General features: G+C 62.6%; 13 protein-coding genes. 10 read left to right on the top strand and 3 right to left on the bottom strand.

What is annotated here, in order from left to right; all coding sequences use genetic code 11:
* The first annotated feature begins 5 nt into the window (after nt 1-5).
* Nucleotides 6-1,769 (top strand): PQQ-dependent methanol/ethanol family dehydrogenase, encoded by a 1,764-nt coding sequence (locus NO357_RS07290; RefSeq protein ID WP_306734975.1) that lies wholly within the window; start codon nt 6-8, stop codon nt 1,767-1,769.
* Nucleotides 1,770-1,888: 119 nt separating this feature from the next.
* Here NO357_RS07290 and NO357_RS07285 read toward each other — a convergent pair whose 3' ends face one another.
* Nucleotides 1,889-2,692 carry a hypothetical protein gene (locus NO357_RS07285; protein WP_306734974.1) on the bottom strand — a complete coding sequence of 268 codons (804 nt, stop codon included), beginning with the start codon at nt 2,690-2,692 and terminating at the stop codon, nt 1,889-1,891.
* Between the two features lie 246 nt (nt 2,693-2,938).
* Here NO357_RS07285 and NO357_RS07280 point away from each other — a divergent pair, with 246 nt between their 5' ends.
* The 9 genes from NO357_RS07280 (at nt 2,939) to NO357_RS07240 (ending at nt 11,954) form a co-directional block, all read left to right on the top strand.
* Nucleotides 2,939-3,643 carry a response regulator gene (locus NO357_RS07280; protein ID WP_306734973.1) on the top strand — a complete coding sequence of 235 codons (705 nt, stop codon included), beginning with the start codon at nt 2,939-2,941 and terminating at the stop codon, nt 3,641-3,643.
* A gap of 30 nt (nt 3,644-3,673) precedes the next feature.
* On the top strand, nt 3,674-4,852 hold the full coding sequence (locus NO357_RS07275; RefSeq protein WP_306734972.1) for an FIST N-terminal domain-containing protein: 1,179 nt from the start codon (nt 3,674-3,676) through the stop codon (nt 4,850-4,852).
* A complete protein-coding gene (locus NO357_RS07270; protein WP_306734971.1) occupies nt 4,849-7,089 on the top strand; it encodes a hybrid sensor histidine kinase/response regulator in 2,241 nt (746 codons plus the stop codon). Before NO357_RS07275 ends, NO357_RS07270 begins: the two co-directional genes overlap by 4 nt.
* A gap of 97 nt (nt 7,090-7,186) precedes the next feature.
* Nucleotides 7,187-7,294 (top strand): pyrroloquinoline quinone precursor peptide PqqA, encoded by a 108-nt coding sequence (pqqA, locus tag NO357_RS07265; protein ID WP_306734970.1) that lies wholly within the window; start codon nt 7,187-7,189, stop codon nt 7,292-7,294.
* 27 nt (nt 7,295-7,321) lie between these two features.
* Nucleotides 7,322-8,209 (top strand): pyrroloquinoline quinone biosynthesis protein PqqB, encoded by an 888-nt coding sequence (gene pqqB, locus NO357_RS07260; RefSeq protein WP_306734969.1) that lies wholly within the window; start codon nt 7,322-7,324, stop codon nt 8,207-8,209.
* Nucleotides 8,206-8,931, top strand: a complete 726-nt coding sequence (gene pqqC, locus NO357_RS07255; protein ID WP_306734968.1) for a pyrroloquinoline-quinone synthase PqqC — start codon at nt 8,206-8,208, stop codon at nt 8,929-8,931. Before pqqB ends, pqqC begins: the two co-directional genes overlap by 4 nt.
* Complete coding sequence (gene pqqD, locus NO357_RS07250; RefSeq protein ID WP_306734967.1) at nt 8,928-9,215, top strand: pyrroloquinoline quinone biosynthesis peptide chaperone PqqD; 288 nt, start codon at nt 8,928-8,930, stop codon at nt 9,213-9,215. Before pqqC ends, pqqD begins: the two co-directional genes overlap by 4 nt.
* Before the next feature lie 170 nt (nt 9,216-9,385).
* A complete protein-coding gene (pqqE, locus tag NO357_RS07245; protein WP_306734966.1) occupies nt 9,386-10,477 on the top strand; it encodes a pyrroloquinoline quinone biosynthesis protein PqqE in 1,092 nt (363 codons plus the stop codon).
* A gap of 103 nt (nt 10,478-10,580) precedes the next feature.
* Nucleotides 10,581-11,954, top strand: coding sequence for an aspartate aminotransferase family protein (locus tag NO357_RS07240; RefSeq protein WP_306734965.1), 1,374 nt, complete (start codon nt 10,581-10,583; stop codon nt 11,952-11,954).
* Nucleotides 11,955-12,098: 144 nt separating this feature from the next.
* On the opposite strand, the gene NO357_RS07235 is transcribed toward NO357_RS07240, so the two are convergent.
* Both NO357_RS07235 and NO357_RS07230 read right to left on the bottom strand, forming a co-directional pair.
* Complete coding sequence (locus NO357_RS07235) at nt 12,099-12,581, bottom strand: A24 family peptidase (protein WP_306734964.1); 483 nt, start codon at nt 12,579-12,581, stop codon at nt 12,099-12,101.
* A complete protein-coding gene (locus NO357_RS07230; protein WP_306734963.1) occupies nt 12,571-13,449 on the bottom strand; it encodes a helix-turn-helix transcriptional regulator in 879 nt (292 codons plus the stop codon). The genes NO357_RS07235 and NO357_RS07230 overlap by 11 nt, the downstream gene beginning before the upstream one ends.
* Between the last annotated feature and the right edge of the window lie 176 nt (nt 13,450-13,625).

Raw genomic sequence — 13,625 nt, 5'->3', positions numbered from 1 at the left:
AACCGATGAACCGGTTTATCATGGCGGTCGTTGCTGGCGTTATCGCGGCAACCGGCGCGCAGGCCCAGGTCACCGAGGAAGACCTGGCCAACGACCAGACGAACACCAGTCAGATCGTGACCAACGGTATGGGGCGCGATCTTCAGCGCTACTCGCCGCTCGACACGCTCAACAAGGACAACGTTAAGAATCTCGTCCCCGCTTGGGCTTTCTCGCTCGGCGGCGAGAAACAGCGCGGCCAGGAAACCCAGCCGCTCGTTTATGACGGGGTGATGTACATCACCGGCTCCTACTCGCGGCTCTATGCCATCGACGTCAAGACCGGCGACGAGCTATGGCAATACGACGCGCGCCTGCCCGAAGGCATCCTGCCCTGCTGCGACGTGATCAATCGCGGTGCAGCACTTTACGGCGACAAGGTCTATTTCGGCACGCTCGATGCCCGCATTGTGGCACTCGACGCCAAATCGGGGGACGTCGTCTGGAACAAGAAGATCGCCGATTACAAAGCAGGCTATTCCTACACCGCCGCGCCGCTGATCGTGAACGGTCTGGTCATCACCGGTAACTCGGGCGGTGAATTCGGCATCGTCGGCGAAGTCCAGGCGCGCGACGCCGAATCCGGCGAGCTGGTGTGGACACGGCCCGTGATCGAAGGCCACATGGGCACTCTTAACGGCGAAGAAAGCACCATGACCGGCACGCTCAACGCCTCCTGGCCAGGTGACATGTGGAAAACCGGCGGCGGAGCTACCTGGCTCGGCGGCTCATACGACGCGCGCACCGACACGCTGATCTTCGGCGCTGGCAACCCGGCACCGTGGAACAGCTGGCTGCGCGACGCGGGCCAGACGAACGACGGCACGGGCGACAACCTCTATGCCGCCTCGCGCATCGGCATCAATCCCGAGAACGGCGAGATCAAGTGGCACTTCCAGACCACGCCGCGCGAGGGATGGGACTATGATGGCGTCAACGAGGTTGTGGCCTTCAACGACCGCGACGGCAACCAGCGCCTCGCCACCGCCGACCGCAACGGCTTCTTCTACGTGCTCAATGCCGAGGACGGCAAATTCGTCCGCGGCGTGCCCTTCGTGAAGGACATCACTTGGGCCTCTGGCCTCGATGAAAACGGCCGACCAATCTTCAATGAAGACAATCGCCCAGGCGATCCTTCGGCTGCAGCCGACGGCAAGAAAGGCGAAGTGATCTTTGCCTCGCCCAGCTTCCTCGGCGGCAAGAACTGGATGCCGATGGCGTTCTCGCAAAAGACCGGCAACTTCTACGTGCCCTCAAACGAATGGGGCATGGACATCTGGAACGAGCCGATCACCTACAAGAAGGGTGCCGCTTATTTGGGCGCCGGCTTCACCATCAAGCCGAACTACGAAGACCATATCGGCTCGCTGAAGGCCATCGACCCCGACACCGGCGAGCTGAAGTGGGAGTTCAAGAACGACGCACCGCTCTGGGGCGGCGTGATGACCACCGCGGGCGGCCTCGTCTTCACCGGCACGCCGGAAGGCAAGTTCATCGCCTTTGACGATGAAACCGGCGAAGTCCTGTGGTCGTTCCAGACCGGCTCCGGCATCGTCGGCCAGCCGATTACCTGGGAACAGGATGGCGAGCAGTATGTCTCGATCATCTCGGGCTGGGGCGGCGCGGTTCCGCTCTGGGGCGGCGAGGTGGCCAAGAAGGTCAACTACCTCAACCAGGGTGGCACGCTCTGGACCTTCCGCCTTCCGAAACAGCTGGCCTCGGCTGACTGAGGGAAGCTTTAACACTTCCCACGCATGGCGCGCGCCCCACTCACGGGGCGCGCTTTTTCTTGTGCAAGGTGAGGGTTTTGTTAATTCAGGCGTTACACCGGATGCGCCTCCACCGTATCCTAGGGCGACGAAAACGACCCGTCGTTCATGCGCCGTTCCAGTCCGGCCACCCGGTCATCGCCTGGCCGCCCGAAACTGTCGTCGATCCAGTTTATCACCACCGCCCGCCACGGATGCGCTCGCGGTTGCTGCGTAACTCTAACCACGCGCTTGCGCCCGCAATCGGTGATGGCGATGTGTTTCTCGCCCTCAGCAAATGGCTGATCCTCAGTGCCGTCCACGGCCTTCCAGCGAAACCGAATCTGGTGAGGCTCGTTGATCTCGTCGATGAAATGATGCTCTTCCAGCCGCCCGCCCGGGTTGATGCGGTAGATCAGACGTCGATCCGGTCGACCTGCTTCAAGATGCTCGAAGGCGATCATCATGTCCCGGTCGACATACCGGTCGCCGCGCGTCGGCTCGCCGATAAGTCCATCCCACAGTGCGCTGGGCTCCAGCCGCGTGGTCACGCTGTAGCCGGTCCAGTGACGCTTGCGCGCTGACCGGTCGACCATCGGGCTACAACAAAGCTGCCCGATGATGGTGATGCCAAACAGAAAGATCCAGAACCCCGGGCCATCGGCAAACACAACCGAAGTTAGGCCCAGCATTGGGTTGAACGCTCCGATTAGCGTAATCAGGAACACGCCCAACGCCGAAGTTTCGCAGGAAAATCGCCATGACGGGATAATCAGGCACAACAACGGCGCAAGCGGCAGGATGCCAATGACAAACGCCAACCCGACCACGATCGGAAAGGACACGCCATGAAATTTCTGCGGTGCGCCGATGAATGACAGATACCCCGCTGCAAACAACAGCAAGGCGCAAATCGCATAGCGGCGACGATCCTATCAAAGACGACGAATGAACAGGAAGAAGCCTTTCAAAATGGTATCTTCGTGACCTGACCTGCTTACGCGCGATCTGACCTGCTTAGACTGCGATGACAAGTCGGTGGGATTTTGGCGCGGCCGGGGTACGTTTCCGGCGCGCATTCGACCTTTGGCCTATGGCCTTTCCCCCTTGGCGCGCTAAACTTTCCGTCACAGCAACCAAACGGCCCTTTCATGCAACCCGCCGCCCAGACGTCCCAGCCCGCGCAATTCCAGTCGGCCCTGATCGTCGACGATCACCCGTTGTTTTGCGACGCGCTGTCGATGACCCTCCAGGCGGTCGCCGATATCCGCCAGGTTCACACCGCCGCCCGCCTGCAGGAGGCGCTCGACCTTATCGCCGACAAGCTCGAACCCGATCTCGTGGTACTCGACCTAAACCTGCCCGATGTTGACGGGCTCGATGGTCTCGTTCGGATCAAGACTGCCGCTGAGGTGCCGGTGATCGTTGTTTCGTCGATGGCCGACAACCGGGTTATCTCGGGCGTGATCAGCGCCGGCGCCGCCGGTTTCGTGCCCAAGCATTCTCAACGCGACGTCTTTCGCACGGCCATCGAAACCGTCTCCCGCGGCGAACGCTTTACCCCTGAAGGCTTCGTCGCGGTCTCCGGCAACAGCAACGATGGCCCCGATACTGACGACGCGCTGGCACGGCTGGCCTCGCTCACCAATCAGCAGGCCCGCATCCTGCAACTCGTCTGCGAGGGCAAGCTGAACAAGCAGATCGCCTATGACCTCAGCATCGCCGAAACCACCGTTAAGGCGCACGTCACTGCAATCATGCGCAAACTCGGCGTGCAAAGCCGTACCCAGGCGGTGCTGATCGCCAAGAAGACCAGCTTCTCGTCCTTCTTGCCAGAGGGTCAAAACAAGGCGTAACCTGTCCGTCGGGGAAAAAGGGAGGAAAGATTGGACCTCGATCCGGGTCCGGCCCGCGCGACACAAACCGCGCCATTGGTGTTGCGCACGGCGTCGGTGCGGCACGACCACCCGCATGCCATCGAGACACTGGCCGCCCACATCAACACCGGCGACCTCGAACTGGTGGTTTTGCTGGTCTCGCCCCAGGCAGATTTCGCGTCGGTCATCCGCGATGCCTCGGCCTGTTGCACCGGAACCACCGTGATCGGCTGCACCACAGCAGGCGAAATCTCCGAGGCCGGTTATACCGAAGGCGAAATCGTCGCCATCGGCTTTCCGCGCGAACACTTCCGCGCCCGCGCCACTCTGATCCCCGACCTCACCGATTACGACGCCCAGGCGCTCATCGACCGCATGATCCAGACCCGGCACGAGATGGCACTCGATGAACCCGACTGGTCCCATGAGTTCAACTTCATCATGATCGACGGGCTCTCGACGCTCGAAGACAAGCTGGTCTCCGACATTGCCATGGGGCTGGGGCCGGTGCCACTGTTCGGTGGCTCGGCCGGTGACGGCGAGGATTTCGGCGCCACTTTCGTGCTCTGCGACGGCGCCGCCCATTCAAACGCCGCTATCCTCACCCAGATCCGCACCCGCTGCCCGGTGCGCGTGTTCAAAACCGACCACCTGGTACCGACCGAGCAGCGCCTGGTCGTGACCGGCGCCGACCCGGCCCGCCGTACCGTGCACGAGATCAACGCCGAACCCGCGGCCAGAGAATATGCTCGCATTCTGGGCAAGGACCCCGAACAGCTCACCACCTTCACTTTTGCCGCCCACCCGGTCGTTGTGCGCATTGGCGGGCAGCATCACGTCCGCTCGATCCAAAGGGTTGCCGAGAACGGTGATCTGGTGTTCTTCTCGGCGATCGACGAGGGGCTGGTGCTGACGCTCGCCGAACCGCGCGACATGGTCGAGCACCTGCGCGAGGAAATGGAGCGGCTGTCCGAGACCCGCAAACCCGCAGTCATCCTAGGCTGCGATTGCGTGTTGCGCCGGCTCGAGGCCCAGGAGACCCAGGTCACCGGCGCGCTGTCGGAGATTCTGCGAGACAACCACGTTGTCGGCTTCTCGACCTATGGCGAGCAGTTCAACTCGATGCACGTCAACCAGACACTCACCGGCGTCGCGATCTATCCCCCGGACGAGGACAAGTCCCCATGACCTCTGCCTCGCTGATCAATCCCCAGGACACGCCCGAGCGCCAGATCGAGAAGCTGACCAAGATCAACCTGTCACTGATGCGGCGGGTCGAACAGACCACTGACGATTCCGGCGCCGCCTATGCCCAGTTCCAGCGCGCCGCGCTCCTTGAGGAAGAAGTCCGCAATCGGACCCGCGATCTCGAACGCGCACTCGACCTGCTGAACGAATCGAACGCCCGCCTGGCCGAGGCCAACCGCGCCACCGAAGAGGCCCGCTCGAACCTCGCCAATGCGATTGAAACAGTGCAGGAGGGTTTCGCGCTGTTCGATCGCGACGAGCGACTGGTGATGTGCAATTCCCGCTTTGGCCTGCACATGCCCGACATCCGCGACCGCTTCAGACCTGGCCTCACCTTCCACCAGTATGTCGACCTGGTCAGCCGCTCGGCTTTCATGTCGCTGCCCGAGAACATGACGCCCGAAGACTGGATCGAGCGGCGGATGGAGCGGCACAAGGACGACCACGTGATCTTCAACGTCCGCATGGTCGGCAGCCGCTGGGTCCAGGTCAGCGAACACCGCACCCCGGACGGCGGCACCGTGATCCTGCAGACAGATGTGACCGACATCATGCGGCTCGAACGCCAGGAACGCGAGCGCATGCTCGATGACCAGGCTCGGCTCGTTCGCGCCACGCTCGACCATCTCGACCAGGGGGTCTGTATTTTCGACAACCAGGCCCGGCTTGCCGGCTGGAATCAGCGGGTCAGCGAGATGCTGTCGATCCCGGCGCGGCAGTTCACCATGGGCACGCGGTTCTTCACACTGTTTCGCGATTTCTCCCAGGTCGCCTCCTATTCCAGCGGCATCGATGAAGAGTTCATCCGCAACTGGATCAACTCCACCGACAGCCGTCCGCCGATCAGCCTGAACATCGAGCAGGGCGAGGCAAAGACCCTCGCCGTCCATGCTCAGGAAATGCCGGACAAGGGCTTCGTGATCTCGTTCACTGACGTCTCTGCCGAACGCACCGCCGTGCGCGCCATTCAGCAGGCCAACGAGATGCTCGAGGCCCGGGTCCGCGAACGCACACTGGAGCTTGCCGACGCGCTGTCCGAGGCCGAACGCGCCAACGCCTCCAAGTCGCGCTTCGTCGCGGCAGCCAGCCACGACCTGTTGCAGCCGCTCTCGGCGGCTAAGCTCTACATGGCGTCGATCGAACCGGATCAGTCTCCCGACCAAATCCGCCAGATCGCCGACAAAGCCCGGCGCTCGCTCGACAGCGTTGAATCCATTCTTGAGGCCCTGCTCGACATCTCGAACCTCGATTCCGGCAAGGCCGCCGTCCTCCGCGCCCCGGTGCCGCTCGACCTGATCCTGCGTCAGCTTGGCGACGAACTCGGCCCCACCGCGCGCGCCAAGGGGCTCGACCTTCGCATCCTGCCCACCAGCGCCGTCGTCAATTCCGACGCAACCTACCTGCGCCGCATTGCCCAGAACCTGATCGTCAACGCGGTGCGCTATACCGAACGCGGCAAGATCCTCGTCGGCGTTCGCCGGCGGCCGAAATCGGTTCGGCTCGAAGTCTGGGACACCGGCCCCGGCATCGCCCCGGACCAACGCGACATTATATTCCGCGAATTCCAGCGCCTCGACGCTGCCGCCTCGGCAGCCGAGGGCATGGGGCTCGGCCTCGCCATCGTCGAACGCGCCTGTGCGTTGCTCGGCCACCCACTCGAACTGGTTTCGACGGTGGGCCGCGGCACCGGCTTTCTCGTGGAACTACCGCTGGCACAATCGCTCGGATTCTCCTCGCGCCGTGCCGAAGGCGACAGCCCCGTCCAACCGTCCGGCCTCGATGATCTCATCGTGCTACTGGTCGAAAACGACGCCAACCTGCGGCACGCCCTGACGGTCGCGCTGGAGTCCTGGAACGTCTGCGTCCTGCCCGCCTCGGGCATCTCCGAGGCGATCGAGCTGGTCGACGGTGAGGGCATCTCACCCGATGTCGTGATCGCCGATCTTCAGCTTGGTGCCGGTCAGTATGGCACCGATCTTCTTTCCGACATCCAGGCGCGGTTCGGCCCGGTGCCGGCCTGCATCATCACCGCCACCCGTGCGCCCGAGGTGACCGAGCTCTGCGTCCAGAACGGCTGGCCGCTGTTTCACAAGCCGGTGGCCCCCGAAACCCTGCGCGGTTTTCTCGCCTCGGCAGCCAAGACGCCCTTTGTTGCCCCGATTCTGACGGGGGGCTGAATCCCGCCCATTTCGCGATTACGACCAAAGCAGCATTGGACTCGGTCCACACTGCCGATAGTGTTGAACCCAGACAACCAGCCAGTGGAGGTGAAAAATGGCCTGGACTGCTCCCAAGCTCCGCGAAGTCAACTGCGGCATGGAAATCAACATGTACACGCCGGCAGAGGACGAAGGCGGCCGCGGCAACGACGACTTGTTCTGATAGCGCCCGCCGCGGAGGCCCTGATCGATGAAATGTCTCGTTCTGGGTGCCGCGGCCGGTGGCGGCCTGCCGCAATGGAATTGCGGCTGCCCCAATTGCATTGATGCCCGCGCCGGGCGGCTAGCGCCGTCCGGCCAGTCGTCTTTGGCGGTCTCCGCCAACGGATCGCAATGGTCGATCCTCAACGCCTCACCCGACATCCGCAGCCAGATGCAGGACCTCCCCGCCCTGCACCCGCGTTCCTTGCGCGACACGCCGGTCGCGTCGGTGCTGGTCACCAATGGCGATATCGACCACATCGCCGGGCTGCTCTCCTTGCGCGAACAGACCCCATTCACCCTCTTCGCCACGCACGAGATTCACTCCGTGCTTGACGAGAACCGCATCTTCGACGCTGTCTCGCGCGACAAGGTCACCCGCAACCATATCGCGCTCGACACCCCGTTCCCCCTCCACGAAGGTCTCGAGGCCACGCTGTTCGCCGTCCCTGGCAAGGTACCGCTCTTCATGGAGGGCGAGGTGGTCGAAACCGACCTGGTCGGCGAACAGACGGTTGGCGTCCGCCTCACGGCAAACGGCAAGGTGGTCTATTACATTCCCGGCTGCGCCCATGTCCCCGATGACCTGCTGGCACGGCTTCAGGATGCCGATCAGCTTTTTTTCGACGGCACGCTCTGGGACGATGACGAAATGATCCGATCCGGCACGGGCCAAAAAACCGGCCGTCGCATGGGCCATATCTCGATGTCCGGCCCCGACGGTTCAATCGCCCGGCTGTCTCCGATACACGCGCGCAAAACCTTCATCCATATCAACAACACCAACCCCGTCTGGCGTCCCGACAGCCCCGAGCGCACCCATGTGCTCGAACATGGCTGGCAGATCGCATCTGACGGACTGGAGGTCGACCTATGAGCCGCGACAGCCTCGAGGCCCGCCTGCGCGCCATTGGTGCCGAGCGCTATCATGACAAGCACCCGTTCCATCACAAGCTACACGGCGGCGACTGCACGCCGGACCAGGTCCGCGCCTGGGTGATCAACCGCTGGGCCTACCAGGCTGCGATCCCGATGAAGGATGCTGCCTTCATGTCGCGCTGCACTGATCCCGATATCCGCCGCGAATGGCGAAGCCGCATCGAGGATCATGACGGCGGCATCGACGAAGGCGGCGGTTTGCGTCGGTGGCTTAAACTGGCCGAGGCGGTGGGGCTCAACCCCGATTACGTTGCCTCCGGCGTCGGCATCCTGCCGGCCACGCGCTTTGCCTGCGAAGCTTACGTGCATTACGTCCGCGAAAAACCGCTGCTGCAGGCCGTCGCCTCATCGCTCACCGAACTTTTCGCCCCGAAAATCCACGAAAACCGCATCGAAGGCCTGCTGAAACACTATGATTTCGCCAACCTTGTCAGCCTCTCCTATTTCCGCAAACGCCTGACCGAAGCTCCCAAGGACGTGGCTTACGGCCTGAAATGGGTGCTCGACCACGCCGACACGCCCGAGAAAGAGGACATGGCTTGCGAGGCGCTCCTGTTCAAAACCGATATGCTCTGGGCCCAGCTCGACGCGCTCTGGTCGGCTTACGTCGACGGCCACGTGCCGCCCGGCGCCTGGCAACCCGGAGACAGCATGGCATGAGCCTCGCCCTCGCCCCCACCGACCGGCCCCGCCTGCCCCGGGGCGTGCGCCTGGCGCAGGACCGGGTCCGCGGCGGCATGGTGCTGCTGGCGCCGGAAAAGGCCATCGCGCTCGACGCCATCGGCGAGGCGATCCTGACCCGGGTCACCGGCGACGCCACCTTCGCCGAAATCGTCAGCGATCTCGCCGACACCTACAGCGCCCCGCGCGACCAGATCGAATCCGACGTCCAGGCCTTCCTGCAATCCCTGCGCGCCCGCGTCTTCCTGACGGTAGTGAAATGACCGGGGGTCGAGCCATTGGTTTTCTTTCGAAGAAAACGATCCGGAAAATGTCGCATTTTCCGCGTACGCGCCTTTCAGCCACGTGCGCAACCCCGAATTCTTCGAAAGAATTCGGACCAGAATTTTCGAAAAATTCCGGCGTGTTCCCTGTCGGGCAGGAGGCTTGATCCATGACCACCCCGCCCCCGATCGCCATGCTGGCGGAACTCACCCACCGCTGCCCGCTCTCCTGCCCCTATTGCTCGAACCCGGTGGCGCTGCATGGCAAGGAAACCGAGCTTGCCACCGAGACCTGGGCCGACGCCTTCGTCCAGGCCGCCGATCTCGGCGTGCTTCAACTGCACCTCTCGGGCGGCGAACCCGCCTCGCGCCCCGATCTGGTTGACCTGACCCGGGCCGCTCACGAGGCCGGGCTCTACACCAACCTCATCACGTCGGGCATCGGGCTGACCCCGAAACGGCTCGACGCGCTCGAAGCCGCCGGGCTCGATCACATCCAGCTTTCGCTGCAGGGCACCACGCCCGAGCTGGCCGACCGTATCGGCGGCTACAAGGGCGGGTTCGAGCGCAAGATGATGGTGGCCGAGGAAATCAGGAAACGCGGCCTTCCCCTCACCCTCAACGCCGTGATGCACCGTCACAACCTTGACGACCTCGACCGCACCATCGACATGGCGGTCGAACTGGGCGCGCGCCGGCTGGAAGTGGCCTGCGTCCAGTTCCACGGCTGGGCCACGCTGAACCGCGCCGCGTTGCTGCCGACCCGCGAGCAAACCGAGGCGACCAAGCGCAAGGTGGCCGAAGCCGAGGCCCGGCTGCGCGGCACGCTCGCCTTCGATTTCGTCCCGCCCGATTACTATGCCGACTATCCCAAGGCCTGCATGGGCGGCTGGGGCACGGCCGGGCTCAACATCTCGCCCGACGGCAAGGTGCTGCCCTGCCACGCCGCCGAAACCATTCCGCACCTGACCTTCGACAACATCCGCGACACGCCGCTCCGCGACATTTGGTATGACAGCCCCGCCTTCAATGCCTACCGCGGCACCGATTTCCTGCCCGACACCTGCCAATCCTGCGACCGAGTCGAGGTCGATTTCGGCGGCTGCCGCTGCCAGGCGCTCGCCATCGCCGGCGATGCCGCCGCCACCGACCCGGTCTGCCGCAGATCCCCTGATCATGGCCGCGTGGACCGGCTGCTTTCCGAGGCCATGGCCGAGGCCGACAGCGCCACGTTCACCTACCGCGTGATACCGCGCCCGTAAGCCTGACCTGCACCCGGACAACGCAAGCCATACCGCCCGGGGGTTGGCCCCACCCGACCGAATCGCATAGGTCTGGCCGGGTTGGCACAAGAAAGGACAGGGCATGCTGAAGAACGATCAACTTGACGCGTGGGACCGCGAGAACTTCTTCCACCCCTCTACTCACCTCGCCCAGCACGCCCGCGGCGAAAGTCCCAACCGTATCATCAAGACCGCGAGCGGCTGCCATATCGAGGATCGTGACGGCAATCGCCTGCTTGACGCCTTCGCCGGGCTCTACTGTGTCAACGTAGGTTACGGACGTGCCGAGATTGCCGATGCCATCGCCGAACAGGCCCGCGAACTGGCCTATTACCATTCTTACGTCGGTCATGGCACCGAGGCCTCGATCACACTTGCCAAGATGATCCTCGACCGCGCGCCCGCGAACATGTCGAAGGTCTATTTCGGCCTCGGCGGCTCGGACGCCAACGAGACCAACATCAAGCTGGTCTGGTACATGAACAACATCCTGGGCCGTCCCGAGAAAAAGAAAATCATCTCGCGCTGGCGCGGTTATCATGGCTCCGGACTGATGACCGGCTCGCTCACCGGACTCGAGCTCTTCCACAAGAAATTTGACCTGCCGCTGGCTCAGGTGATCCACACCGACGCACCCTACTACTTCCGCCGCGACGACCTCTCCCAGACCGAGGAACAGTTCACCGCCCAATGCGCCGCGTCGCTGGAGGCGCTAATCGAACGCGAAGGCGCCGACACCATCGCCGCCTTCATCGGCGAGCCGGTTCTTGGCACAGGTGGCATCGTCCCCCCGCCCGCCGGCTACTGGGCCGCGATCCAGGCCGTGCTGAAAAAACACGACATCCTGCTCATCGCCGACGAAGTCGTCACCGGTTTCGGTCGCCTCGGCACCATGTTCGGCTCGGATCACTACGGCATCGAGGCCGACATCATCACCATAGCCAAGGGCCTGACCTCGGCCTATGCGCCGCTTTCGGGCTCGATCGTCTCTGACAAGGTCTGGAACGTGCTCGAACAGGGCACCGACGAAAACGGCCCGATCGGTCACGGCTGGACCTATTCCGCCCACCCGATCGGTGCCGCCGCCGGAGTGGCCAACCTCAGACTGATCGACGATCTGAACCTTGTCGACAACGCCCGCGACACCGGTGCCTATCTCAACGCTGCGATGCGCGACGCGCTCTCCGATCACCCACATGTCGGCGAGGTCCGCGGAGAAGGCCTGCTTTGCGCCGTCGAGTTCGTGAAGGACCGAGATACACGCGCCTTCTTCGACGCTGCCGACAAGATCGGCCCGCAAATCGCCGCCGCGCTCCTCGACCGAGACAAGGTGATTGCCCGCGCCATGCCACAGGGCAACATTCTGGGCTTTGCCCCGCCGTTCTGCCTGACCCGGGACGAAGCCGACAGCGTCGTCGCCGCCACCGCCAGGGCAGTGAATACGGTGCTCGGCTAGGCCGGACGGGATCCATTACGCCGCTGTGGACACGTCAGCTATCGGGATGGGCCAACTCGTACTTTGGCCCCGCCGACGGCATCCAATGCACCAACGCTGGCAAGCGTGAGTATTTTGTCGCGTCCCGGACTCGAGCCGTCGGGATCACCCGATCAAGATGTGTACCGCCGGGAAGGCGAGCCCGGCCAAGGCGATCGAAAGCCCCATCGGATATCCCGCGTCGATCGACAGGCTGAGAAAGCTGCTTTCGGGAGAGCTGAACGCGCGGCGCAGGGTCAGCATGAAAATCATGCCGAGCACCATGGCAGCCGAGAAAGTGAACCCGAAATAGGCAATCGACGTCGCCCCCGCCGGCACGAAAAGCATGAGCGCGGCAAGGGCTTTGACGTCGCCACCGGCGACTATCCGGAATGTGAATGCTACAATGCCAACCAGAAGAACCCCGCCCGCCACTGCAACCCGCATCACGATCTCTTCCCCGCTCAGATAGAACGGCGCCACCGCAGCAAAGACAACGATCATGGCAAGAACCAGCCAATTCGGAATACGCATGTGCCTGACGTCGCTCGCAGCCATGACAACAAGCAGCGGTGCGGTGAACAACAGCGGCACAAACTCAGGCGACACGGCTGGTCACCTCCGAACGGTGCGTTCCGCGCCGCGCCGCAGGTACGAGCAGTTTCTGCAACAATTCCGCCTGCGAGGCCGTGTCGGTCTTGGCATAAATGTTCCGAAGATGCGTGCGCAACGTTGCCGTTCCGATAGAAAGCTCTTCCAGAAGTGCCGCCTTTTTCAGCCCCGAACTTAGAAGCAGACATACCCTGTATTCCGCACGGCTGAGTTTGCACGGATTGTCCATCGCCAGAACGTCGATGTTTTTCTGCGACTTCCCCGCACCGGATTTCGCCGAATGGCCGTCGCGCATGAAATTGCGCGATAAAAGACCCATGCTCCGGGTTTTCCATGCCTTCGCAATCGTCTCGCCAACAAGACCCAGTTTATCGAGTGTCGATGCATGAATTTCCGCCGGGAAATGGATTTCCAGAAAGTCGCTGCTGTTTACGTGATGCTCGAGTGGAATGACGACGGTTTCCACCAGCCGTCGCTGGTTCAGCGGCGCCCACAGACGCGGCGTATTTATGAAATCCATCACATGCGCGTGCCAGATCGACCCCAGCTTTGCTACGGCAAGATACTTGCTGCAGACGGCCTCGGCACTGGAAACGTTGAACCCCTCAATTTCATTGATGAAATTCGCGCGACGATCGAAAGCCACGATGCGAACCCTGTCAATCCGGCTACCCTTGTTTTCGTGATTGACCCGCGCAACCGCCGCAAGCTCTCCACCGAAAGCGTTGCAAACCTGCCGAAGGGCACCGGTAAGTGGCACACTACCTTGTACCGCCTGGCACCACGAAGCGACCGCTTCTATACAGCTGACACCCAGCCCGGGATCGTGACCGGACTGCCTTTCCTCGATTCCACCACTGAACATTCGAAAACTTCCCCAAGAAACTTGAACTGCGCCCCAATACACGGGCTTCGGCTCAAAACGCCCCCAAGGTAAAATTATCGATCTCGTTAAACTTCAGTCAATTTGAAGCCTTGAAAATGACAGATTTTCACGTCTGGCGTGTATTTGCTCTGAACAATCCTCGTATCCACAAAATA

Source organism: Marimonas arenosa (genome assembly GCF_030848945.1).
Lineage (GTDB): Bacteria > Pseudomonadota > Alphaproteobacteria > Rhodobacterales > Rhodobacteraceae > Marimonas > Marimonas arenosa.
This window is presented reverse-complemented; position numbering and strand designations above follow the sequence as displayed.